The organism is Methanolobus profundi (assembly GCF_900114835.1).
GTDB classification, from domain to species: domain Archaea; phylum Halobacteriota; class Methanosarcinia; order Methanosarcinales; family Methanosarcinaceae; genus Methanolobus; species Methanolobus profundi.
In genome coordinates this window covers 431138-456214 of the sequence record NZ_FOUJ01000001.1, presented here as the reverse complement: position 1 = coordinate 456214, position 25077 = coordinate 431138, and the positions used below count along the sequence as shown (strand labels likewise).

26 protein-coding genes are annotated in these 25077 nt (G+C 43.3%); 11 read left to right on the top strand and 15 right to left on the bottom strand.

Annotated features, from left to right (window positions below; all coding sequences use genetic code 11):
- Nucleotides 1-19: 19 nt before the first annotated feature.
- Nucleotides 20-1000 carry a hypothetical protein gene (locus BM008_RS02270; RefSeq protein ID WP_143072244.1) on the top strand — a complete coding sequence of 327 codons (981 nt, stop codon included), beginning with the start codon at nucleotides 20-22 and terminating at the stop codon, nucleotides 998-1000.
- Here the strand turns inward: BM008_RS02270 and BM008_RS02265 are convergent.
- Nucleotides 997-1224 carry a hypothetical protein gene (locus BM008_RS02265; protein ID WP_091932602.1) on the bottom strand — a complete coding sequence of 76 codons (228 nt, stop codon included), beginning with the start codon at nucleotides 1222-1224 and terminating at the stop codon, nucleotides 997-999. The genes BM008_RS02270 and BM008_RS02265 overlap by 4 nt on opposite strands.
- Nucleotides 1225-1711: 487 nt before the next feature.
- On the opposite strand from BM008_RS02265, the gene BM008_RS02260 reads away from it, so the two are divergent.
- The 5 genes from BM008_RS02260 (at nucleotide 1712) to BM008_RS02240 (ending at nucleotide 6377) form a co-directional block, all read left to right on the top strand.
- Nucleotides 1712-2458, top strand: a complete 747-nt coding sequence (locus BM008_RS02260) for a polyphosphate polymerase domain-containing protein (RefSeq protein ID WP_143072243.1) — start codon at nucleotides 1712-1714, stop codon at nucleotides 2456-2458.
- The gene (locus tag BM008_RS02255) at nucleotides 2459-3154 is read left to right on the top strand and encodes a DUF4956 domain-containing protein (protein ID WP_091932599.1); all 696 of its coding nucleotides are present in this window, start codon (nucleotides 2459-2461) and stop codon (nucleotides 3152-3154) included. It abuts the gene before it with no gap.
- Between the two features lie 20 nt (nucleotides 3155-3174).
- Complete coding sequence (locus BM008_RS02250; RefSeq protein ID WP_091932596.1) at nucleotides 3175-4419, top strand: carbohydrate-binding domain-containing protein; 1245 nt, start codon at nucleotides 3175-3177, stop codon at nucleotides 4417-4419.
- 230 nt (nucleotides 4420-4649) lie between these two features.
- Nucleotides 4650-5582, top strand: a complete 933-nt coding sequence (locus tag BM008_RS02245; protein WP_177187928.1) for a nucleoside recognition domain-containing protein — start codon at nucleotides 4650-4652, stop codon at nucleotides 5580-5582.
- Between the two features lie 141 nt (nucleotides 5583-5723).
- A complete protein-coding gene (locus tag BM008_RS02240) occupies nucleotides 5724-6377 on the top strand; it encodes an HAD family hydrolase (protein WP_091932591.1) in 654 nt (217 codons plus the stop codon).
- Between the two features lie 410 nt (nucleotides 6378-6787).
- Here BM008_RS02240 and BM008_RS02235 read toward each other — a convergent pair whose 3' ends face one another.
- From BM008_RS02235 to BM008_RS02205, 7 genes are all read right to left on the bottom strand, one after another.
- Nucleotides 6788-8698, bottom strand: a complete 1911-nt coding sequence (locus BM008_RS02235) for a beta-CASP ribonuclease aCPSF1 (protein ID WP_091932589.1) — start codon at nucleotides 8696-8698, stop codon at nucleotides 6788-6790.
- A 110-nt stretch (nucleotides 8699-8808) separates the two neighbouring features.
- Nucleotides 8809-9438, bottom strand: coding sequence for an archaeal proteasome endopeptidase complex subunit beta (gene psmB, locus BM008_RS02230; protein ID WP_091932586.1), 630 nt, complete (start codon nucleotides 9436-9438; stop codon nucleotides 8809-8811).
- Nucleotides 9439-9545: 107 nt separating this feature from the next.
- Nucleotides 9546-10052 carry a TIGR00295 family protein gene (locus tag BM008_RS02225; protein ID WP_091932584.1) on the bottom strand — a complete coding sequence of 169 codons (507 nt, stop codon included), beginning with the start codon at nucleotides 10050-10052 and terminating at the stop codon, nucleotides 9546-9548.
- Nucleotides 10053-10550 carry a transcription factor gene (locus tag BM008_RS02220; RefSeq protein ID WP_091932578.1) on the bottom strand — a complete coding sequence of 166 codons (498 nt, stop codon included), beginning with the start codon at nucleotides 10548-10550 and terminating at the stop codon, nucleotides 10053-10055.
- A gap of 109 nt (nucleotides 10551-10659) precedes the next feature.
- Nucleotides 10660-11841 carry an ATP-grasp domain-containing protein gene (locus BM008_RS02215; protein WP_091932565.1) on the bottom strand — a complete coding sequence of 394 codons (1182 nt, stop codon included), beginning with the start codon at nucleotides 11839-11841 and terminating at the stop codon, nucleotides 10660-10662.
- A 9-nt stretch (nucleotides 11842-11850) separates the two neighbouring features.
- Nucleotides 11851-12903: a 60S ribosomal export protein NMD3 gene (locus BM008_RS02210; RefSeq protein WP_091934100.1), complete on the bottom strand. Its 1053-nt coding sequence runs from the start codon at nucleotides 12901-12903 to the stop codon at nucleotides 11851-11853.
- A 100-nt stretch (nucleotides 12904-13003) separates the two neighbouring features.
- Nucleotides 13004-14065, bottom strand: a complete 1062-nt coding sequence (locus tag BM008_RS02205; protein WP_091934097.1) for a DUF362 domain-containing protein — start codon at nucleotides 14063-14065, stop codon at nucleotides 13004-13006.
- Between the two features lie 223 nt (nucleotides 14066-14288).
- Between BM008_RS02205 and BM008_RS14815 the strand changes: the two genes are divergently transcribed.
- The 3 genes from BM008_RS14815 to BM008_RS02200 are packed head-to-tail and all read left to right on the top strand — an operon-like array spanning nucleotide 14289 to nucleotide 14814.
- Nucleotides 14289-14441, top strand: coding sequence for a hypothetical protein (locus tag BM008_RS14815; RefSeq protein WP_177187927.1), 153 nt, complete (start codon nucleotides 14289-14291; stop codon nucleotides 14439-14441).
- Between the two features lie 35 nt (nucleotides 14442-14476).
- Nucleotides 14477-14644, top strand: coding sequence for a hypothetical protein (locus BM008_RS14810; RefSeq protein ID WP_177187926.1), 168 nt, complete (start codon nucleotides 14477-14479; stop codon nucleotides 14642-14644).
- Nucleotides 14635-14814, top strand: a complete 180-nt coding sequence (locus tag BM008_RS02200) for a hypothetical protein (protein ID WP_091932562.1) — start codon at nucleotides 14635-14637, stop codon at nucleotides 14812-14814. The genes BM008_RS14810 and BM008_RS02200 overlap by 10 nt, the downstream gene beginning before the upstream one ends.
- A 64-nt stretch (nucleotides 14815-14878) precedes the next feature.
- Here the strand turns inward: BM008_RS02200 and BM008_RS02195 are convergent, their stop codons facing one another.
- The 7 genes from BM008_RS02195 to cdhA all read right to left on the bottom strand — a co-directional run bounded on the left by BM008_RS02195 (nucleotide 14879) and on the right by cdhA (nucleotide 23289).
- Nucleotides 14879-15226: a hypothetical protein gene (locus tag BM008_RS02195; RefSeq protein ID WP_091932559.1), complete on the bottom strand. Its 348-nt coding sequence runs from the start codon at nucleotides 15224-15226 to the stop codon at nucleotides 14879-14881.
- A 155-nt stretch (nucleotides 15227-15381) separates the two neighbouring features.
- Nucleotides 15382-16791 (bottom strand): acetyl-CoA decarbonylase/synthase complex subunit gamma, encoded by a 1410-nt coding sequence (gene acsC / locus BM008_RS02190; protein ID WP_091932556.1) that lies wholly within the window; start codon nucleotides 16789-16791, stop codon nucleotides 15382-15384.
- Nucleotides 16792-16794: 3 nt separating this feature from the next.
- On the bottom strand, nucleotides 16795-18120 hold the full coding sequence (cdhD, locus tag BM008_RS02185) for a CO dehydrogenase/acetyl-CoA synthase subunit delta (RefSeq protein WP_091932554.1): 1326 nt from the start codon (nucleotides 18118-18120) through the stop codon (nucleotides 16795-16797).
- Between the two features lie 26 nt (nucleotides 18121-18146).
- Nucleotides 18147-18899, bottom strand: coding sequence for an ATP-binding protein (locus BM008_RS02180; protein WP_091932551.1), 753 nt, complete (start codon nucleotides 18897-18899; stop codon nucleotides 18147-18149).
- 12 nt (nucleotides 18900-18911) lie between these two features.
- A complete protein-coding gene (gene cdhC, locus BM008_RS02175; protein ID WP_091932549.1) occupies nucleotides 18912-20327 on the bottom strand; it encodes a CO dehydrogenase/CO-methylating acetyl-CoA synthase complex subunit beta in 1416 nt (471 codons plus the stop codon).
- A 36-nt stretch (nucleotides 20328-20363) separates the two neighbouring features.
- On the bottom strand, nucleotides 20364-20876 hold the full coding sequence (cdhB, locus tag BM008_RS02170; protein WP_091932547.1) for a CO dehydrogenase/acetyl-CoA synthase complex subunit epsilon: 513 nt from the start codon (nucleotides 20874-20876) through the stop codon (nucleotides 20364-20366).
- 1 nt (nucleotide 20877) lies between these two features.
- On the bottom strand, nucleotides 20878-23289 hold the full coding sequence (cdhA, locus tag BM008_RS02165; RefSeq protein WP_091932546.1) for a CO dehydrogenase/acetyl-CoA synthase complex subunit alpha: 2412 nt from the start codon (nucleotides 23287-23289) through the stop codon (nucleotides 20878-20880).
- Nucleotides 23290-23668: 379 nt separating this feature from the next.
- Here cdhA and BM008_RS02160 point away from each other — a divergent pair, with 379 nt between their 5' ends.
- Together BM008_RS02160 and BM008_RS02155 are read left to right on the top strand one after the other, a co-directional pair.
- Nucleotides 23669-24535, top strand: coding sequence for a rhomboid family intramembrane serine protease (locus BM008_RS02160; RefSeq protein ID WP_245747825.1), 867 nt, complete (start codon nucleotides 23669-23671; stop codon nucleotides 24533-24535).
- A 5-nt stretch (nucleotides 24536-24540) separates the two neighbouring features.
- Nucleotides 24541-24951: a hypothetical protein gene (locus tag BM008_RS02155; RefSeq protein ID WP_245747824.1), complete on the top strand. Its 411-nt coding sequence runs from the start codon at nucleotides 24541-24543 to the stop codon at nucleotides 24949-24951.
- Nucleotides 24952-25077: the final 126 nt, after the last annotated feature.

Here is a 25077-nt window from a genome sequence, read left to right as displayed (position 1 = left end):
CACTTATTCTTGTGATATCATGAACAGAAAAACATCCATCAATGTTGCCTTATCAATGAAGAGTATGGAAAGATGCACCTCTGCATTCCTTATACTATGCATATGTTCCCTCATTTTCATTGCACCTGCCATGGCTTTTCCTGAGAATTCAACTACTACGACAGAGAACAGTTCCATTGGACAAATGCCTGTTTCAGAATTCAGTCATCTGATAGAGATGTATTTTGAAGATGATAATTACATTATAGTAAGTGAGTCAGTAGTGTACTCCACAGGTTCAGTGAATGACAGTGATGATCTGGTATTATGGATACCGGAGAATGCTGAGATCATGCAGTTCCTGGTAACAGATATGACCGGCAGTGCCTCTGAAACTTCTGTGAACTATTCCAGAGAAGGTAACTTCATCTATTTCTCAGCAGATGAAAGTTCCACATCCAACGTAATGCCACTTCTCTATGGTATAAGATACGTGGTACACAGTCATGAAGATGTAGCAACTTTCAATAAGGTCATCAGGTCTGAGGGAATACTCGACTATCCAATATCCAGGCTCATTATAGTTGTCAACCATGAGAATAGTGAGATCCCATCCATCACCTCTGCAAATGGTATCCAGCTGGTTGCCGACCAGGCCAGCAATGATGATGGGAAGACATCCTACATCTGGTCATCACCTGCATTCGATGAGTTCAGTGTCACGCTCCAAAGCCCGAATTCGTACACAAACACAGGAACCGGATATAACTATAGCCTGATCATAGGTATTGTATTACTTATCGTTGTGATAGGTGCAGTACTATATTATAAGAAAGACAGCTCAGGAAAACTGGGTGAACTTGAAGAACTCTATGAAGCAGAACTTGCAGTCATTGCACAGATAGAGAGTGACAGGAAAAAGAAGAAGCTCAGCAAGGACGATTTTGAGCGTATCCACAAGAAACACAGTGATAGTGCAGCAAAGATCAAGGAAAAGATGGAGAAGCTGAAAAAGACCTAATGGTCCAGTTCCCCATACACCTCTTCTTTTTCAGGCTTCAGCTCAGGAACATCAGCGGTCAGCCATCCGATATCATAGCTCTGTCCACAGTTTGGACAGATGAGCCCAAGTCTGGCCTTTCCTTCGGATACATCCTTAAAATGAACATGGAAACCACGCTGGTATCCACAATTCAGGCATACTCTAAAAGAGTTTACAGGTTTTTCTTCCACATTCTCACCCATAATCAGAACTCATGTTCCCGGATAAATCATTGTCGATATGAGCTCTCAGTGGAGGATACTTCCATAATACATTACAATTATTTATGGGCTACAAGTAAACTCCTATAATTGATCTTCAGGAGTATTATCCTAAATAAAGCTTTATAGTATATTTGATCAACTAAATATCAACTTTTATAGCTTTATCTGCATTTCAAAACTTAATTCTCTTTTAATTTGAAATTAAAGCTTTATTTCGTCTATTTTATTGTAAGTATCTTTATATTTGCATTTGACAATCCTCGAATTGTAAGATCGCATGTTAGCGTGACACTAACCACCATCATCACTAACCACTAACAACGTACCACCATACATGTCGTACATCATGTAACATGTGATCTTCCTGACAATCACAAATTCATATCGTCTGCTACCAAAAGATCTCCAGGGAAAAAACACCATCAAGAGATAATTGAAGACGATCAAGATCATAAGGAGGAAAGGAATGGAACCAATCCGAAAGTTCAATCGGTTCGAATTGAAGTATCTGCTTTCAATGGAGCAGGCACGTGAATTTAAACAGCAGCTTGATGCATATATGCTTCCTGACCAGTATGCATGGGATTCAGGGGACTACGTGATATCAAGTCTGTACTATGACAGTCCGGATCTTCAATGCTATTGGGAAAAGATCGATGGGCTGAAATTCCGGAAAAAGCTCAGAGTTCGCATATACGAAACCCAAGAGAACATAACAGACGATTCCATGGTTTTCGTCGAGATCAAACAACGTTATGACAAAACAATACAGAAACGCAGGATCGCAATTCCCTACAGAGATGCTATGACACTCTGCAACGATCGTTGCCTTCCTGATGAGTGTGACGAGAGAGACAGACCCGTCATGGAAGAGGTTCTCGGAATGATTGAGGAAAGGAACCTCCAGCCAACCCTGATCACAAGTTATTTCAGACATGCTTACACCGGAACGGATTATGACAACGGCCTGAGGATAACCTTTGACTCGAACATAAGATACAGGATCAATGACCTGGACCTGGCCTCCAAGAATCTTGGAAGATATATAGTATCGCCAGACCGGGTGATCCTGGAGATCAAAGCCAATGATCGGGTACCTTACTGGCTTACAGAACTCATCGGCCAGAACAACTACAGACTCGTCAGAATTAGCAAATACTGTACTGGACTGGATGTGGAGAACGAATCCCCCCGAAAGATCGAGGTTTATTAAATGGCAGTAGATATTGAAAGTCTATTAGATTTCGAAGACTTGAGCGGAACCTTCACAGGCACCGACGTTTTTGTTGGTCTTGTTTTAGGTTTCATATTATTATCAGCCATCGGATGGCTGTACAAACGCACGCACAAAGGAACATCTTACACCCAGAGTTACGTCCACACTCTCATCATGATGGGACTGGTCGTAGATGTCATCATGCTCATTGTGGGTTCGAACATCGCACGCGCATTCTCACTTGTCGGTGCACTGTCCATCATACGTTTCAGGAATGCAGTGAAAGAGATCCGTGATATCGGTTTCATATTCCTCGCTATGGCGATAGGTATGGCAACAGGTACAAAATTCTACATGCTGGCGATCATCGCAACCGGTGTGATCGGTGCACTTATCTTCATAATGTTCGAATTTGACTGGTTTGCAAGACCTGCCATGAGCCAGATACTAAAGATACAGCTTGACAAGGATGTTGATTTTGAAGAACTATTTGACAGGACATTCGTCAAATACACACGATCAGCAGAACTCATAGGAATAGATTCAGTCCGCTCAGGAACAGTGACAGAACTCGTCTACAGCATAATACTCAAGAAGAACGCCAACAAACATGAGTTCATCCAATCCATCAAAAGTCAGAACGGAAATCAGAAAGTGTTCCTGATAACCGGTTACAACACCACAGACCTATGAAATCATAAGAGGGAACTAAAATGAAAAAGTATATTTTGATAGGGGGAGCTTTACTAGCCCTATTACTTATTTTTTTAAGTGTTGGAGGAAGTATCATCCCTGCAACTACAGAAGAAAATAATAATGACCTGAGTGATGAAGGAAGTATTGTCTCCACAATTACAGGAGAAAGTAATGAAGATATTTCCATATATGCAGCAAGCTCAGAATTCACTTCCAGGGACTTAGAACAGGAAGCAGACCTGGAAGATGCAACATATATAGAAGCTGGGTCAGACACTGATATTACAATTTCCGAAGAAGGAGTTTATGTAATAAGTGGAGAGGCTACTGACGCTACTATTTATGTAGATGTAGAAGATGAAAGCAAGGTCCAGATCGTTCTGGATGGTGTGAATATCGTTAATGAGGATATGCCAGTTATCTATGTTAAGTCAGCAGACAAGGTTTTCATTACTACCACAGATAGCGAGAATTATATGGAAACGACAGGAGCTTTTGTTAGCGATGGAGATACGAATCTCGATGCAGTCATATTTTCAAAAGATGACCTGGTCTTCAATGGTGTAGGTTCTTTAGAGATAGTATCGTCAGAAAACGGAATTAGCAGTAAAGATGATATTAAGGTAACCGGAGGAACTTATTACGTAACTTCAGAGCTGGATTCTTTCGAGGCTAATGACAGGATATTGATCTATGATGGAACATTTACTGTCGATTCTTCAAAAGATACATTCCATTGTGAAAATGATGAGGACGATAGTTTAGGGAACATCTACATTTACGATGGAACATTTGAGATCAATGCAGCTGATGACGGGATAACCGCTGCCGGATTCATACAGATCGATGGCGGAGATATCACCATTACAAAAGCCTCTGAAGGAATTGAAGCGACCTATATCGTGATCAATGATTGTAACATCGATATTTACGCAACAGATGACGGGATCAATGCTGCCAGGAAAAGTACTGCTTATGATGTTGAAATAATCATTAATGGCGGGACGATCAATATAGAGATGGCTAGCGGAGATACAGATGGGATCGATGCAAATGGCACGGTAACCATTAATGATGGTTACATAACGATCACATGTAATTCCGGAATTGATGTAGATGAGGAATCTTATATAAACGGAGGAACTGTGATCGTAAATGGCGTCCAGATATATGAGATACAAGCAGAAATGATGGGCGGTGGAAACAGGCCAGGAGGACCTGGAGATGGAACTATGCCACCCGGAGGAGGAATGCGAAGATAATGATCCAATTACAGTATAAAGCGTGCCTTTATACTGTTTTTTCTTCATCTAATGCAAAGTTCCCTTTGAAGAAACTGGCTTTTTCCGATCAGAATAAGAAATACTGAGCATTTTCTGTCGTATGTCCCTTTTTTGACAAGCTCCCTGATCTTCAATAACAGAGCATATCCCCACATAACAGATCGTCTCTACTAAAACTCTTATCTTGTATGGGAGAATATGGGAGTCAAATGTGGATCGATGCTCTTTACTCATCTTTTGATTATCTCATTAAGGTTATCCCTCCCATCGTAATAGGGACCATTATAATGGATATTCTCGTGGAAATGGGATGGGTCAAAAAACTGGGTTTCCTTGCATCCCCTGTGATGCGTTTTGGCAATCTCAGGGAGGAGCTGGGTGTGAGTTTTCTCACATCCTTTGGTTCATCTGCTGCAGGAAATTCCATGATCGCAAAGTTGCATGATGATAAGTACATTGACAGAAAGGAGACCATCATAGCTACAATGGTCAACTCGTTCCCATCAAGCATAGTGCTCTCGAGGGATCTGCTGCCTGTTGTTGTCGTACTGCTTGGTACCACCGGCCTTATCTATCTGGGTATAGTCGTGCTTATCGGTTTTCTGAAGACACTGATAGCTCTGGTCGCTGCCCGTGTTCTCCTTGAACCCAAAACCCACGGAGAGATCCATGCAAACATTGAGAAGATCCCTTTCAGGCAAGCAATTAAAAAGGCCTCAAAAAGATCAGGTAGATCCCTGAAAAAAATAGTCCTCACCATGGCAGTGGTATCTATAATTGTTTTCCAGCTCATGGAGACCGGTATATTTGACTGGGTATCATCCTTGATGAGCAACTCTTTTCTGATCAGGTATGTACCAGCCGAAGGTCTACCCATCGTAGCTGGATGGTTTGCCAGCAATATCGCAGCCTATACCATAGCCGGCAATCTTCTAACAGCAGAGATGCTTACACCAAAGGATGTTATACTTGCCCTAATTGTTGGAAGGATACTTGCCAGTGTTCCCAGGATCAAGAGCATGCTGCCATATTATGCGGGTATATTCAGCCCCAGGCTTGGAGTGAGGATCATGTTCGTATCCCTGATGATGCAGAACGGTATAATGGTAGCGATCGTGGCTTTTATTATAATGTTCTGGTGAAGTAGACAGATGAATATGTTTTTCGGGCCTGTAGAGATCCTGTTAACTGCATCTTTGGAGTAAACAATTATGTCCCTATCCATCAAAAAGAGAATGTGTTTATCCACAATGTTTATCAGAGAATATCCATAAGGAACCAATATGTTCAAAGGGATAATTTTTGACTCCGACGGAGTTCTTGTGAATTCAATGCCATATCATGCAAAAGCATGGGTTGATGTATTTGCTGAATTTGGTATCGATGTCACTGAAGAGGAGATATATGAGATCGAAGGTTCCAATCATGTTGGTGTCATCAATATATTCTTTGAAAAAGCTGGCAGGACACCGGAGCCAGACATGTATGATGCTATACTTGAAAAGAAAAGGGCACATTTCATGGAGAACAACAGGGCAGAAGTTTTTGAAGGCATGTACGAGTGCCTGAGATCACTTAAAGGTAAATTCAAATTAGCCGTAGCATCCGGTGCTGACAGGACGATAGTGACATCCCTCATGGACAGATTCTACCCTGATATATTTGATGCCATCATCTCCGGGGAGGATGTGCAGAACGGAAAACCTGACCCTGAACCATACAACAGAGCTGTAGAGAAACTGGGTCTGAAAAAGAAAGATTGTCTTGTAGTTGAGAATGCACCACTTGGAGTAGAATCTGCCAAAAATGCAGGCATGTACTGTGTGGGAATACCGACATACCTTGATGGATCAGAGCTTCAGGAAGCCGATATAGTGCTTAAAGACCATTCTGAGCTGATCGTTTACCTGAGCGATCTGATGAGAATTGATCGATGAAAGTTAAGTAATTCCTGAATAACTTAAATCATCCCAAAGGGCCCGGCAAAGCCGGCACAATCCGAAAAAGTGCATTAAATAATCTATTGTTTTCACTTTTATTTCTACACGCAAACGAAGACATCAACTGAACCCCCATGAATTGTAACTCTGAATCCAGCAATTATTAACAACTCCATATTTTAATAGTGTTCATGGCAGTGAAGGAAAGTGCCGCCTGCGGCGGGTGGTTGCTTTGTTCTTTGTTTGCCAATGATCAATTTGTTCACTCTTTTCTGCATACCAGTAGCTAAAAACTGTGATGCATCTACAAAATTGATTATCTGCAATAATGACAGAAATGCACGGTCGCATGAATAGATCAAATAGTAAATTCTACAAATTAAAAATAAAAGAAGAAATATGTACGGTTATACCAACCGTACTGTTTCGAGATTTGTAAGTGCCTTTGTCTCCATCTTGTTCCTCTTGTGGATGGAGCTTGCAAGGTCTATACAGGAACGTTCATCACCATGCTCGGTGTAGACTCTTTCAGGACGTGGCTTCATCTTCTTGATGTAGTCCATCAATTGTCTTCTGTCAGAGTGACCTGAGAAACCATCGACAACCTCGACGTTCATGTTCATTTTAACAACAAAGGTACCCTTGTTCGTTGACAATGGAATTTCTTTCCATCCCTTCTGGATCCTTCTACCAAGGGTTCCATCTGCCTGGTAACCTACGAAAACAAGAGTATTGTTCTCATTCTCTGCGAACGCCTTGAAGTACTCAATGACAGGACCAGCATTCATCATACCTGATGTTGACAGGATAACACATGGATGTGGTTCTTCAATGATCTTCTGGCGAAGCTCGTTGGAATCAACAGGCTTGAAGCATTCTGAAAGGAACGGATTCTGTCCTTTCTGGAAGATAAGCTTACGCAGGTCGTTATTGAGATATTCCGGATACGTAGCGTGGATAGCTGTTGCTTCCCAGATCATACCATCAAGATAGACAGGAACGTTAGGTATGATACCCTTGCGTATAGCATCCTCAAGAACGATCATTACTTCCTGACTTCTTCCTACTGCAAAGGCAGGGATCAGAACTATTCCATCCTTCTTCAAAGTGGAATTGACAATGTTCTGCAGGTTCTTCTCAGCTTCCTGAAGTGAAGGCTGTGTTGCATTGGAGTTTCCATATGTGGATTCCATGATAACACTCTCAACACGTGGGAACCTGTTAACTGCTGCATCGAAAAGTCTTGTCTTCTCGTATTTGAAGTCACCTGTGACAACTACATTGTGCAGTCCGTCACCGATATGGAAGTGAGATACTGCAGAACCTAGAATGTGTCCTGCATTGTGGAACGTTAGTTTGATATCAGGAGCAATATCCGTTACTTCCTCATAGTCAAGAACGATGGTGTGCTTGAGTCCTTCCCTTACATCTGCTGAACTGTATGGAGGCCTCTTGCCTTCCTTTGCAGCAACATCGATGTAGTCAAGCTGCAACAGTGCCATAAGATCCCTGGTTGGAGGAGTACAGTAGATAGGTCCTTCAAAACCATATTTATAAAGAAGTGGCACAAGACCCTGATGGTCGAGGTGAGCATGTGTAAGTACAACAGCATCGATCTGGTTGATCGGATATGCTTCAGGCACATAGAGATACGGGGTCATGTTGTCATCGGAACCGACATTGACACCACAATCGATCATTATACGTGACTCAGGGGTCGAGATAATAAAACAACTTCTTCCGACCTCCTTTGCACCACCCAGTGATGTTACCCTTACCCATTCATCCTTGGAAGTGCATCCTCTGTGGATCTTTCTTCCTACTGATTTTAGAATATCCTTTCTGTCTTTATGATTTGTACGCATGAACTCACGTATGTTCTGTACAGTACGTGATTTAATAGGAGGGGTCCTTACGACCTTAGGGGTCCATCCTATCTTCTTTGTGATCTCCCTGAGAGTCTCACCGTGTTTTCCTATTACAAGACCAGGTTTCTCTGCTTCGATTATAACCTCACCGACATCCGGGTCGAAATGATGGTTGGACACACCTGACTCATCAGGTACTGTCTCCAGGATCTTGCCAATAGACTCCTCTGGTGGCATAAGCACCCTTGGATCTGGACGAACAACAATACGTGTTCTCAATGCTTTTGCCAGATTTCTGACTATATTACCGTTATCTGCAAACTTTTTGGGCTCTTCTGTGTAAACAACAAGCTGTGGGCCTTCAAACTCAACACTAGAAATAGTAGTACCGTTAGGTAGTTTTTCTTCTATTTTCTTCTTCAGATCAGATAGTACTTCTTCTACCGCCATTAAAACAGCCTTCCTTATAAAAAAGTGAAAAATATGGAAATAGTTTAAAAAACTATATCGAAAATATTATGTTACGCTAAATAAAAGATCAAAGGATATTATATGCTCATTTAGAGTGTTTCCCTCATCTTTTTGACGTCTTCCATGTCAAGTCTGGTGTAAGAATCCTTGGTAATTACCACTACATCGATGTTCTCACCGGATGCAGAGTCCCTCTTCATTGCATTGTGAAGTGCTCTGACAGCAAGTTCGATACCATCTTCTGTTGACATGTCCTCTTTGTACCTGTCCTCAAGTACACCATATGCAAAAGGAGAGCCTGAACCTGTGGATACAGCCTTTGTCTCTTCGATGCTGCCACCAAGAGCGTCAAGTGAGTAAATAGAAGGTCCGTTCTTGTCGAATCCTCCAACAAGGAGTTGTACCATCAATGGATAGTATCTCTGTCCACTGAGCATGTTAGACAACAGTGTTGTAAGACCTTTGATGGTCATGGGTTCCTTACGTCTCATTTTGTATAATTTGGACTCCACACTCATTACTCTTACGATCTGCTGTGCATCTCCCACTGAACCCGCAATGGTCATAGCGACCCGGTCATCTATTTTGTAGACCTTCTTTGCGGTCTTGCTTGCAATGAAATTCCCCATTGTTGCACGCTGCTCGGTTGCAAGAACAACACCGTCATTGCAAACTATACCTACAGTGGTTGTACCTTTGTAATGTTTATCATTAACCATTAATTATACCTCATACAAAAATGAGAAAATAAATTTAAAAATGTACTATGCATGATAATGCATCATGTTACTCATTAGTAATTTTTATATATATATTTATCCCTTGATCAGTAGATGCCTATTTCTTCAGCAAGTGCTTTTACTCGTTCAATGCTTGCGAGATCCAGGTCTTTTTTCTGCATTTTCATTATACGCCGGTCAAGAGAGATACGTTCAGTTCCCATTACAAGATTGTCTGCATGGGCCACTATCTTCTGTTCGAGTGTTATTGGCATATAATCGTCATCAGGAAGACCGAGCACTCTTGCATCATCTTTTGTGATGCCTGCACCGATATGTCGCTTTATGATCTCAATGATCTCAGGGTCCACATTGTTCTCCCTTGCAATGCTGACACCGACCACAGCATGATCGATACCATGACTCTTTGCACGACCAAGATCATGGAGCAGACCTCCCACCTCTACCAGACCTATATTCACATCCCTCCCATTATCTATGAGCTTACGGGATATGTCAAGGGCCAGATCAGCAACAGCCACGCAATGAGCTATGACCTTTTCACTGCAACCAGAGCTTCTCAGCAGGTCCAGTGCATCTTCAGATGAAAACATCTATTTGTCTTTATCAAGGAACCGAAGTCTCTTTTCTATCTTATCTATGAACTTACTGTTATCATCGTACATCATATCCTCACCACAGTAAGGACAGAGGAACTCGCATTCAGTAGCTTCATTAAAGTTCATACGTATACACCCTTCCGGACATGCATAGAAGACATTGTCCTCTTCGAACTGGACCCTGGTCCTGAGATTCTTGACGAGTCTCTTCTTCTCTTTTACCAGTTGAGGTCCTATGTCTGTCATATCGAGCGTCCAGAGGTATGTAAGCCATCCACTACTGGAATCACGTTCACGCCTGCATACTGCAAGCTTGTTCTCATTAAGAATGAAAAGGGTCCTTCTGACAATATTAAGTAGAATACCCGTTGCTTCGGCTATTTGTTCGTCGGTCACTTCGCCCTCAGGCATGTCCACTATCATCTGCAGTCCATCTTCACCCACCAGACGAATAAGATACCCTCTTACAACCGGATCATTCAAATCTATCAAAAAATTTCACCTCATGATGTGCATGTTAATGCAATGTATTCAAATATTAACCTTTGCTTGCAATACCCTTTCGTTCCGAACTATCTGATCCCATATTCAGATATTTTGTTCAGGGACAAAGTAGATTCAATGATTCACGTATAAACATAACGCTTTCTTTGACCATCCCAAGAACATCTTCGCGGTCTTTACCAGAGCATAACACAGAGGTTACAGGTTCCCCCTTACCTATTGCCTGTCCGGTATTAGGGACATCACATACGTTCCTTTGAAGAAGCTTTTCCTGGGCAGCTTCGGTCATCTCCATATCCCTATCAGCATAAAGGACAGCTCTGCAGGAATATTTTACATTCCCTTCAAATTCATTCTTTCCCACTACCATGTTCCCCTGGAAAGCCTGTATATGAGCATCCAGCAGACATACCCCAGTAGCCATTTCAACCGTATCAAGACTGCCCTGGAAACGTGCATTCACCTCTATGACCACAGGACCATTCCCGGATATTATCAGGTCCACACCATTGGAGCCCACTAGACCCAGTTCAAGTATCAGTTCCTCGGATAAACGCATCATCTCATCTGCATAAGGAGTATCATAAGGAGTTATATTCCCACAATAGGCAAAAGGAACATCTGTTAACCATGGAGTACCTATGAGCTGTTCATTCACTGCTACTGCCACCGCTTCGTCCTTAGTGGATATCACAGAGACACTTACAGGAGTACCTTCTATGTATTCCTGAGCTATCAGTTTGTTCTTACCCGCAGGCATCCCAATAGCCTTAAGTCGCTCATGAAGAGCTGAGATATCATCCTCGCAATTGACCTTCATATTGAAGATCCCACCTCCTGAGCATGCCGGTTTGACAATGGCAGGAAACTCCAGTTCGTGGATATCAGAAAGAAGAACGGTCTTAGGATGAGCGGTTCCCAACTTGGAAAGATATCTGGAAAAACAATACTTGTCAGATACATTTTCTATGACCCCGGGATCATTGGAAAGTACACTGTATGGTAATGCATCAAGTCCTATCATCTCAAAACCTGATCCTGGTATGATCGCATCGAACTCAACACCGAAACTTTCGATCATCTCAGCCAGCTGTTCAAGACTGATAGTGCTGGCATCGAAAGAGCCATCGATATCAAGCTTTCTTGCATCTGTTGCATGCTGTATCAGGTCATGGTCACAGAAAGCATCGATAGCATACATGTTATATCCGGCCTTTATGCCGGAACAAACGATGTTGCGGGTGCTAAAACCTATAACAAGGATATTCTTCATGGACATACAGGCCTTTTATCTGGAAGGATCTGCAACAGCAAGAAGTCCTTTTTCTGTTCTGACAACTGGTATCTCGGTACCTGCTTCTGCATTGAACATGACAGGTTTTCTGATGGTCACGGTCTCATAGGTATCAGGATCAAGTACGAGAAGATCATCATTCTCGATAGCCACGAGCATTGTTGTTCCCAGGTCCTTCCTGTTTGCAAGAAGTGTCGCACCATCCAGTTCATCGAATGTACCCGTAAAACGTGCACCGGTCTCGACATCAGTACCTGTCACACTCTTACCGAACTTCCTTATCTCTATGACCCTGCCCTTATGCTCGATAATATCATGTGGCATGAACTCCGGAAGTCTCAGGGAAAAAGTGATGCGATAGACATTCTTACCTTCTTTTCTTCCCTGTAATGATGCAGACTCGGTAAAAGTACCACCAAGTTGTGAATTTATTTCCCTGCATATATGGCGTGCAGCATTTGAAGAACCAACATAGAGGTCAACTCCCTCCTTAATATCAAGACTGCTTGATATGAATGCAAGTCGGTCACCCTTATTACGTAATCTCTCAAGTACCCCGTTAGCTATAGTGATACACTCGGCCATCTCTTCCTGGGAAGGGATACGTTTGCTTGCCCTTATCTGCATTATAGCTTCAAAATAGCCTCCTGATATACGACTGCACATGTCACAGGACTCGCGCACTACACGTATCTCAGTATCCAGGCTCTGATGGAAGATCTCGTCAAGCACCATCGCATCAACTTCGATATGTACCTTATAAATATAAGGCGTCTGTGCACGAGGTTCAATGTATATCTCGATGTCACCTGCCATTTCATGCACTAAAAGTGCATCTTCGGCTGTCTGGATAATGATCGACTCAAGATTCCCTTCATTCACCCACCTGTTCCTGATATTTCGTGCCCCACAGGTCGAGCATATCTTGGCATGCAGGACAGGAGCTATTTCTGCAAGGGTGAAATTCTCCAGAAAGCAGCTCTTGCAGCGTCCCTGAAATAATCGGGGAGTTCCATTCCCGCATTTTGGACATATAGTACTGTTCATTGGCTCTGATACCATTCTTACTTAAATATTGTTTTCGCCCAGAAACAATCATGTTCTGAGAACATTAGCTTAGATACAGATCAATAATCCTGAGTTCAGATCATTTACGTATCAGATCATACTTCAGGCTGCCAGCACCGATCTTCTCAGCATATTCCAGATGGATCATAGGATCAATTCCCCAAACGTTGTTAACACAACCTCCTCCATCGTGCTTCATCTTTTCATTTACAAGGTCAAGACTGGCCTTATCAAGAGCTACCGGATCTTTAGATGCAGTAATTCCAATATCCCCGGCAAATGTAGGAGCTGAGAAATTGAAGCAGTCACATCCCGGAGTGAGATCGAATATCCAGTTAATATATCCTATTTTTTCAGGAAGAAGTTTGACAGGACCATAAGCTGCTTCACCAAGTTTTTCCTGCATCCTTTCCGGAGAATCTGCAGGAGGAACAATTGCACCAAAATTACAGCTGGCAAAACATGCTAATTCACCACAGCACAGGTCATGGTCGATAATTGCTTTTCCATCCACTAAAGAAAGAGCATCCCATGGGCATACATTTACACATTTCCTGCATCCTACACATTTATCGATATCAATAGAAGGTCTTGCTACCTTATGGACCTCAGTCTTTCCTGCTTTATCCAGGCAACCCATCCCTAAGTTCTTAACAGCTGCACCAAACCCTGATGCAGGATGTCCTTTACAATGAGATATCACGATCATAGAATCTGCGCTTGCTATTGCAGATGCAACTGTAATACTGTCAACAACTTCCCCACCTATATCCACAGAAACAGAATCATCACCGTGAATACCATCAGCACAAATGAATGGAGCACCCATTGTCCCTAGAGTAAAACCATTAGTAGCAGCCGTATTAAGAACATCTACACCGTTGAATCTCTTACTTGGATACAGTACGGTAGTGTCTGTTACAAAAGGAATGCCTCCTGCTTCTTTTACAAGATCCACAACAGTCTTTACTATAACAGGGCGAACATAAGTTGTGTTCCCAAGTTCGCCAGGATGGATCTTTATTGCAACAATGTCCCCTTCCTTAACAGGGGATATTCTGGGAAATAGATCGATTATCTGATCGATCTGTGTATTATCGGGGCCTATCTCTTCTGCTGATCTGAAAAATACTTCACTCATACCAATACCTCTGTACATACAATCTCTATTTCAATATTTATACATATTCTGTCCTGATAAAAAAGAAAATGAATGGGCATAAAAAGATGCGAATACTACATAGAAACTACATGTTTTTGTAACTAATATATAGATTATAAAGTTATATTGATATTATATGCATATTTTATATATCCCTGCATGAGATATTCTGATCTACTGGTAGAAAGGAGAATAAAAAATTATGCAAAACATTAAAAAATGTATAGACACATATACAAATAATAGGGTTGATACTGGCCTAAAAATTATCAGGAACGGGCAGTATGAAAGGACAATGAGTGAGGACGATCTGGAACTTACACGCTTCATGATCGGCGGGATGGATGCAAAGTAGCGACCTGGGCATACCGGGAAGTGTGGGATGATCTGATGAAAATAGAAGAGAGTATATGCTGTGAATATTGTCGTACAGATTTAAAACGCCAGTTAATAGGATCCAACGTATTCTATTATTGTAAAAGTTGTGGAAGGATCACATCTGCAAAGGATATGGTCACCATCCTGATCAATGATGATGGAGTAGAAGCATGTGTATGATAGAGGAACTAGGATATTCTAAAGAGAACAGGGAACTATACTGCACCAATTGCATCATATACGTCAGAACCGGAAAATGCGAATACCTCAACTACTTGGAATCGAAGGTCTCTATTGATGTTACCAGAGAATGGTTCCAGGAAATACTTATTGACGAGTGCGGCCTCTGATAGCATGACCCACTGTCAATATCTGCTTTTTTGACCAACAGAGAATATCTCTTGAACATCCAGGTCAATCAATGAACCAATCAACATAAGCAAGGATCTCTTTGTTTTCCCAGTCTTTTATCTTTGATGGACTGTCTTTCCGCGCCCCGCCGAAAAGATCGGCCTTCTGTTCATCGTCCAGGACATGAACCTTGTACCTGCCCTCATCACTATCACGAATGAAGTATCCGGGATTTGCAGAATCAGATTTCTTCCACATTGTGATCTTGTCATAATTCCACAGACATGTAGCCCATTCTATCATTTTTTCAATATGCTCATCCATGACATCTTCAATATCCCCGATAATGGCACAATGCTTCCCATCTCTGGTCAATTCGATACTATTGTTACTACGTATGATCAGATCCATCTTATCCCAACGTAAAACGACAAGTAGATAGTATAAGAGTTTTTTGTTCAAAAGATACTATCATGAACCTTTCATAGAAAAAAGGTCAAAAATAAAAATTACAAAAAGAAAGATGCTGTATCTGAACACAGCATCTTCCAGAATAGTACTGTTTATTATTTCTTCTGTGGTGGCCAGTTCTTTTCCATCCAGCCAGGGATCCTACCGGAATCTGCAGGACCTACCATGACATTACAACCTGTTGCGTCTTCCACGTCACCCTGCAGACGTGCTGAAAGTCCGGGGATAACGATGGTGTTGTGTGTCGTGTCCTTCTTCATATCAAAGCCTGAATCCTCGATTCCCTTCTTGATCTTCTCGGCGGTAAGCTGTCCACCGGCTACTGCAGCCTCTACACCAATACCGTCGGTATCAATTGCCCAGAGGAAACAGTCGATCTTGTTGGATGCAATATCACTCTCTACTGTGTAGTAGGTAAGAGCGAAGTTGGTTGTTACGAGAACTGGTGAATCTGCGGTTGGCTCGCCCACCTTGTACATACCAGGATCTACTGTGACCGGCTTTCTTGGGTCTGTGTAGATAGTGTCACGTATGTGCAGTTCAGGCAGCATTGCATAAGACTCTGTGCTGTGGAGGATCATTATGTCACCGTACTTGATGGTGAATACTGATGCAACCACTGTTTCCCAGTAAGATGCACTTACAGGGTCGTCATGTGCCATCCATGCTGTGAACGGAACTGCCATTATCGGATAAGCGATGTCACGGTCACCGTCAATACCAGCTCTGCGTACCTTCAGGAAGTTGCTGAATGTCTGTTTGAGCTGCTTGCCGGTTGGGAATGTTCCCGGATCGAGCACAAGTTTCTCGGTACCCATTTCTGCAAAGGTCTTTGCCAGTGTCTTGAGCATATCAAGGTCATTTGGTGCAAAGAGTGTTACAGGTACATCATACTCAAGTGCAAGAGCCCCGACTTCCTTCCAGTTATCCTTGTTTGCTGCGTAGAGCAGTGGGTTCCTGTCCTTTGATACTTCAAGACCTGCTTTTAAGACTGCAGGGTCGAATGAACAGAGAATGATAGGCAGGTCTGTTGTCTCAACGACCTTCTTTACTGCTGCTGCGAACTTTGCAGGGTCGCCTGATGTGCAGCGCACTGCGATCATATCCACAGTGAGGAAGTTACCTACATAGAACTTTCTGAAGTCCTGAATGTAGTTTACCCTCTCTACGAGGTCCTTCTCATCCATGCTGTCAGTCACATCATATGCGAACTGTGTCTGGTTGAAGAATGTAAGCTTGTGTCTGTAGAGAACATCGTCCCCACCGATCTTTGCTATCTTGTCACCGACACCGATCTCGACTTCCCTGATCTCAGGAGCAAGGAGTGCATCAAGCTCTTCGTACTTCTTCTTGAACTTTGCATCAAGAATTGGTTTACAATCTGTGAGTTTATGGGACCTGTCAATAAGGTGTGCTGCAAAAGCCATACATGTAGCTTCACCACACTCACCACAGTTAGTGGCTGGCAGGAACTTGTAAGCTTCCAGTGGACTGTTAATTTTCATTTATCACACCTCCGCTCCGATCCAGTTGGTGATATCTATCTCTTCGGACTCGATGGAACCGTAGAGTGTCTGTGTAATTTCCTTGAGCACCTGAACAGATGTTGGGTGCATCATCATGAACATATCGTTACCTGCAAGTGACAGTGCAAGACCTGTGACGATCTCCCAGATAGGTCCACGATATTCCCTTGGCCCCCAGTCTGAATCCTGCTTAAGAGGGGATGAGACCATCCATGCCTCACGAGCACCCCATGCATTGGTGGTACCGGATGACATTGGGAATGTCAGTTCGTCGTCGCCCATAAGACCAGCAAGTCTTATACGCTCCATGTTGGTGTAAGCATAGTCAAGACCGTAACCAAGTGCTGCTGTGGTTGGGTCCATTACTATTCTGTCCCTTGGGACATTACACTGCTTCATAAGCTTCCTGTTAAGCTCTTTCTGAGCATTGATCTCAAGCTGTGTCCAGGAAAGGACATTATGTCCGTAGTCCATAGCTGCCTTTGCAATCCTCTCGTAATCAAGGTTCAGACTTGCGGATGCGAGGAGTACTCTCTCTCCTTCTGCAACTTCTGCTGCCTTCTCAAGTACTTCAGGGTCCTTCTCAGGGTTACCTGAACCACCAATAACGATAGGTACGTCAACTGCCTGAAGTACATCCTCGACAACCTTTGCTGCTTCCTTTGCAGGAGTGTCGCTGATGAGCGGGTCAGTTGAGATAAGGTGAATTGTTACCATGTCTGCGTTAAAGTCACGCACGACCTTCTTTGCCCACTCGGCAGGGTCGTTGATAACATCTTCGTAGTTGCCCTTTACTGCCTTTGCCATACCTATTGGCATGTCGAAAACGTCCATTGTGACGTAATTCCTGTGTGGCATCTCGGCATCGAAGTAATATGGAAGTGCGTTCTCTCCACCAATGGTCACAGTGCTCTTCCTTGAGCCACCGTCACCTGATGTAGCACCAAGTGTTACTTCCTGTATTGGGTTCTTCCAGTTGTCTACCTTTGATACTTCGAATTTAGAAGCAAGTAGTTCCTGTATCCTTGGAGATGTTGGAAGTGCTTCTGGCTGTGGCATCTCACCAAGTCCGAAAGCAGATGCGAACAACTGTTCAGCAGGGAATCCAAGCATCCTTCCGATGTTGGCCATGTGCAGAGATATCTGTGATATCTCATTTCCTAATGCATAAGCAAGTGCAGGATTGAGTCCTCCACCGCCTGATATATTGAGTTCGATGTCACCTTCAATGGTCACACCTTCAAGTGACTCCACATCGAGGTCCTGTAAAATATCACCAAGCTGTGATAATTTCATTTTCTTTGTCATGTGCATTCCACCATATGATATATTTGTTACAAACCAAGTTTCTGAGCGATCCTCTCAACTTCCTGTACTGCAACGGAATCGTCAGGAAGATCGAATAAAGGTTCCCCGGCGAGATCTCTCTCCACTATCATCTCGTCCACAGGGATCATACCTATTAGTTCAAGACCGAGTTCTTCAGCAGTACTGGAGATCCTCTCACGGTTTGCATCTGTGACCTTATTTGCAATAACGTAAATGTTGGAAACATCTGTTTCCAGCTCGCTTACAAGTTCCCTGATACGCTCAGCGGTCCTAAGACCTCTGCGTGAACCATCTGTGACAACTACAAGATCATCAACGTTCCTGAAGATCTTCCTGCTGAAATGTTCCAGCCCGGCTTCGGCATCGATGATGAGCACATCATAGTTTGTCACAAGCTTGTTCATGATACCACGAAGCAGATTGTTGACATAACAGTAACATCCTGAACCTTCCGGCCTTCCCATGACCAGCAGGTCATATCCTGGCATCTCTTCAAGGATCTCATAGAGCTTTCCTTCCAATATGGATTCCTTGTTGACATCAGGCGGGAGGTTGTCACGTTCATCGTGCATGTATTCTTTTATATCACCAATTGTCTTGCTGGTATCACATCCCAGTGTTTCCGGGAGATTTGTATCCGGGTCCGCATCAACGGCAAGGACTACCTTGTCACCCTTTGTAAGCTGACGGATGAGAAGACTGGTCGTTGCCGTCTTCCCTGTTCCGCCTTTACCTGTCACTGCAATTATCTTAGCCACAGAAAACCTCTCTTAGTCCTGTTTCTTAATGATTACCTTTTCAATGCTTACCTTAGCATTCTTAAGGACGATCTTTACACCGCCAGATCCGCCGCCGGTCATCATTGGCATGGATGGCATGAAGCCGCCGGTTGGCATCTGCATCTGTGGTGCAGCAAAGCCAGCCTGTGGAGCTGCTTCTGTTGCTTCTTCCTCTTCTGGTGCTTCCTCTTCTTCCTCGACCCATCTCTCAAGAATTGGGTGGTTCTTGTCCTTGAGGAAGTTCCTGAGACTGTCTACATCTGCTGCATCCTCTTCGGTTGCAACCAGGTCACGCATCTCTTCAGGAATATCGTTGAGTACCTTGTCCTTGAGCATCTTTGGCATCCAGACAACTCTTTCCCAGCCGCCATCGGACTGGATGAACTTTGGTGAACGGAAGTAGTTGACACCTACACCGAGGAAACCTACTACCTGCTTACCTCCACCGGTCTGTCCTGCCATTGTTGAGAACTGAAGTCCGTTTGGAGCTGTACCTGCGAAGTCTCTGTCTACCCATCCGATACCGTCTACTTCAGGGATGTAGAAACCGACAACTTCGAAACATCCACAGGATGTGTGTGGGTACTCGAAGAATGAGTGGAGCTTTATACGGTCATATTCACCGCTTGAAAGTCTCTTTGCTGCTTCGTTGACACCGGTGTATTCTCCGGATTCTGCGTCAATGACATCGCCTTTTGGAATTGCGAACTGAGGACCTTCAGGGTCTACCTTTGCAGCTGCTCTGCCGTCGAACCAGTTGATAGCACCACAAAGTGAGATCCTGTCTGGTGTAACTACACAGACATTGGTTGGAGCGAATGATGCACAGAGAGTACATCCGTAGAAGGTGTCAACGTCCTCATCGTGAAGGTCACGGGTTCTCTCATCTCTACCCTTGTAGACTGCTCTTGCATTCTCGATCTCTTTCTCGATCTCATCCATATCTGTGATGTAGATAGCCTCTACAGCCTCTATGAATGGGAGTTCGTTCTTAAAGAGCATCATGATAGCCTGTGCAACAGACTCGAACGATGTCATGCCCTTTTCAACTGCATCCTTGCTTACCCTCATCCAGACATCGTCTCTCTGGTTAAGGTGCATGAAACCCTGTATGTAGTTCTGGAATTCGTGGTTCCTTCTTTCTACAATTGACTCAAGGTCAGCTTCCACAAGTTCTCCTGCGATCTTGTAGACCATTGCAAGAGGATATCTGGAACCTTCCTCCATGTCTGAAAGATCAGGACCGATGAGTGTGAACCTGCCGTCCTCCACGTCGTCCATATCTGCTGCTCTTACAAGTTCGAATCCTTTGGACTTCGGACCTGCAAGTTCTACAAACATACCATCTTTTCTAATTCTCTCTCCTTCAAACATAGGAGATATTTCAAAAGGGAATTCATCTGCCATGATTAGTTCTCCGTATTGTCACCATATAAAATATAATCATAAATTCTCAATTAATTCATCAAGAGCCTCAAGATGAACCTCAGGCTTGAGGTTTCCAAAGGACAATGTAGCGTTCTGCATGAAATGTCTTTCGATAGCAAGGGCCTTAAGATCAGTGAAATTCTTAATGCCTGAAAGTACCTGGTCAAGATAATATTTCTTGTGGCCGAGGAAAATGACAGTGTCGTATGAACCCTGACCATCAAGACCGGTCCAGTTCTTATCCCCGAGGAAAGTACCAAGTGAGTGTATGTTGATGTATTTTACATCTATATCCTTGTCTACCAATGCAGTAATGGAATGTCCGGTAGCAGCTACCGGAATTCCCTTCTTTGCGATCGTAATTGCCTTCTCAATGAGCTTCTCATCTTTAAGGAGCTCAGCACCTACTACTAGAAGAGGTCTCTTCGCTTTTGATATCATCTTACCTGCAACATTCGGATTTACAGGTTTTGCGACCTTTCTACCTGAAGTTGTGTAGATCAGTGTGTTCTTTGTTGTATCGACCATTTTAGCATTCCCCCTTGCAGAGCCTCTTGACGTTTGTAGGCTGAGCTGAAACATCAGACTTCATTGTTGGACCTGAAATGATCTTCTTACGCTTCCAGTCGATCTCCCATCCATGATCTGCCTCAAGTATCTTGAGGAGTTGCTCACGCTTTGCAAGTGGAAGGTCTGTCTCTGTCCTTACAAACTTATACCAGTCCTCTGGCATGTGACCGAGGTACTTCTGGCTTAGTTCCATGTAATGGGTCAGTTTGATCATCCTTCCCATGTTGTTATCAGATGGACGGATACAGTTCTTTGCAAGCATTGGGAAGAGTTCCTCAACGGATTCTGCTGTTGTAAGCAGGAACTCAGGTGATGAAGGGATCGGCATTTCTGAACCATCTCTTGCATCATATACCTTCCAGGCAGCCTCATCATATGGCTTACCAATGAGTGCTCTTCTGTACTTTGAACCATGTGGTCCGACAACTACAGGGATACCAAGCCTGTTACAGCCTGAACCGATAGCGATCGCCTTCTGAGAGTATGCTCCCCATGCTACACCGACAGCACCGATACGGTTTGTGATGTAATCAGCGATCTCTTCGTAGTTACCGCTGACATTTCTCTGTGCGAAAATTGCGGCGACTTTGATAGCTGTTCCTGTGATGTGTGAGTTAGAGACACATGAACCTACATTAATAAGGTTACCGGCAAGGAACTTTGCAGGATACTTCTCATAGAGGGTCTGACCATCTTCGTTCTTGTACATTCCAAGGTCCATTGCGGAACATCCGGACATGACAACGATGTAGTTTCTCTTGAGCATCTCATCTGCAACTGTGTAGAGGTCCCTTGTACCATTCGGATAGTTGGAACATCCTACCATAGCGATGATACCTGGTGTTGTACCGAGAACAAGATTGACACCTTCTTCACGGATCTCAGGATCACTTATCTGACCTCTTCCGGCACGCATCAATCCCTTTTCTTCACGGATGATCTTACGGGATGCCTGCTCGATCATATCGAGTACAGGAATATCCTTTGGACATGCCTGGTCACATCTTCCACAACCGATACAGACATCGTGGAGTTCCTCGAACTTGCTGAAGTCCTTGTCAACTCCTGCCTTCATTGCTGCCATGATAGGCAGGTTTGCAGGACAGTCCATTTCACATGCAGCACACTGGACACATTTCTCAGAGAGTCCCTGAAGTTCCTCATCGCTTGGAAGTGCCTTGATACCCATGTCCTCACGGATCTTTGACATCTTGATCGCAAGTTCAGGAGCTACCTCTCCAAGAGTATCATAGTCGAGTATAAGTGCTCCAGGGTCCTTGAATGTGGAAAGGTCTTCAATGATATCCTTTGCACTATCCTTGGACCTGTTTGGAAGACCATACATTATCTTCTCGTTAGTTGTGATAACAGGGATAGAGAGTTTCTTTGCTTCCTCAAGGACATCAGCTCTGACACACTGTTCATCAACAACGATAACATCAGGTACACCGGACCTGATCATCTTGAGCTCCTTTGCAAGGGTACCTATGACCTTAGCCCTTGGCTGGCCACCGTTCTCTACCTTGTAACGTGTCATATCGATAGCAGTACAGCAAAGTCCACCGAGTTCGATCTTATCGTCAAGGTTGTGGTCATGTATGTAATCCATGATGTATGTAACACCTGAAACATTGTGACCGATAACCAGAAGTACAGGTTTCTTTGAATCAATGCAACCCATTCCGATCTCAACAAGAGGTGCTTCAGTATCAGACTTTGGCATTCCGAGACAGGACATCTGAGCAAGGTCTGAGACTTCCATACCTACATGGTCAAGCATTCCACCATGGAGGACCTTTGACTCGAAATCAATAGCTGCACCTTCCTGTCCTGCATGTACAGTAGCAAGAAGCTGGTTGATCTGTTCCTCAACATAGTCCATTACCTCTTCAAGGTCACCAAGTGTTTCCGGCTTGATACCTGTTACTGCCTGGGTGTTTGGTGCAACCAGATTTGATGGACCTACATCTATAGCTTTATCGCGGCCATAGATATCTATGAGATGGTGAAGGATGTGACGTCCGTGTGCAGAGTGTGCAGCAGCACCAGTGATAACTCTCAGAAGGGTCTCACGAGCCTGGTGAGCCTCCATGTTGATACCACAGGCACCTTCCTTGTTGCCACCAAGGTCACATTTACCAAAGGTACAGTAACAACACTGGTCACAGACCGGGGTGTAAACTGGCTGATAACGTGACAGCAGTTTGTGGTCCCAGTCCCTGAGGCCAGAGATACCCGGCTTTGGGGTTGGGCCTACTTCAACTCCCTCTTCTTTCGCTTTTTTCTCAATGGCACCTACGATCTTGCCAATTGTGATCTGGACATTTTCCAGCTCATCAATGGAAAACTTTCCAGTTTCTATGTCGCTCATGTTTGTTTTGTCCTCCTTTATAGGTGTAGAAGTGCTACGAAAAAACACTAAATTATAATTTGTTGTTATTTACAATTAGATTTGTAATAATTTTGAAACTGTTATGTAAGATGTTCTAATAATACGACCCTATATAAAAAAGTTTCCTGAATCTATCACGATTATTTGTGATCATTTTGCAATGTTTCACATAAAGCATCGATCAAAACAATATATTCGAGCATATGAGTAATAAGTGAAATCAATACACAATTTTAGCATATAAGTTTTCCGATATCTGTCACGATTATTCTTGATAATATATGTACCTCTTTTCTATGTTCCTCAGAAATAGTTTTATTTGATGTCCGTCTACTCATAAAAGAAGCATTACATAACGGTGACTTATTTGGACAAAAAATGCTGGATATGTGGCAAAGAAGAGAACATTCCCTTCAAATGCCGTTTTTGCGGAAAAGTATTCTGTTCCGGGCATAGACTTCCTGAGCAACATGCATGCGAAGGCCTCGAACAGGTCAAACAGGACAGAGCATATAGCGGAAGCTCCGGATATGGAAATACAGGGAACGAAGATATCTTCAAAGATATCCTTAAGAACACTGCGAAACATGCAGCCAAAAGTGCGGTCAAGAGTGCTGGAAGTAACATAAAGTACTCCATGAAGACCAGCCCTTCAATGGCAATAATCTATCTATGTATCTTCTCATTCATTCTGCAGATACTTATACCGGGCTATCAGCAGCTTTTCCAGATGGTACCCGCATTCATATTCACACATCCATGGACACTTGTCACACACATGTTCGTTCATGCTGACTTCACCCACATATTCTTCAATATGCTGGTACTGTTCTTCTTTGGACCGGAACTGGAAAGGAGAGCCGGCAAGAAGATATTCCTTTACGTATACTTTGCAGCAGGTCTGGTTGCAGCTATAGCCTATTCCCTGACAAGCAGCGCGATATACACACCTGTTGTCGGTGCCAGTGGAGCGATAATGGGAGTCTTTGCAGCACTTGCCATAATAGCCCCGGACATAAGGGTATACGTATATTTCATCCCCATGCAGATCACCCATGCATTGGTACTTTTCGCACTCTTTGACTTTATTCTGCTGGGTTCCAACGACATGATAGCCCACACTGCACACCTGAGCGGTATCCTTGTAGGTCTGCTCATGGGAAGCAGAATAAAAAGAGCACAGATGCGATACAATTCATATGGTGACACATATTATAGAAGGTGATGCTGTTGGCAGGAGCAAGGAATAATCTTGCCAGAGTTTTTCCAAGACCTGAAGAAGGCGAAGTTATCCCTGTACAATTTATCGACATGCAGGAGAAACTAGCAGGATGGTCACCGGAACTCAAACGCTCGATCTATGTTGACGAATATAAAGACACAGAAGGACTGAAGCGGGTAAGAGAGATAAATCTTCTGAAGGTCTATAACTGGATACTTGACGGTGAGAGCCTGATAGAACTATCGGACATGGAACGGGGACAGTTCGAAGAAGTGATGGATACGTTTATAAAACATGGCGGAGAAATCCTTTTTACTAGAAAGAGAGTTGGTGGGAGGCTTGCAAACTATTTTATTCTGAAAAATAGTAGCAAACCAGGTACAGAGGTCACAAAGAGATCGATGTCAGATATTATTTGACACCGATATTGCACCATTAAGTATTCATAAATACTCATAATAGCGTGCGGCCCCAGTAACAGTTATATCATATAAAGTTAAGATCATATAGTAATAATATTTATGACGTGCCTTTGAGCCAAACAT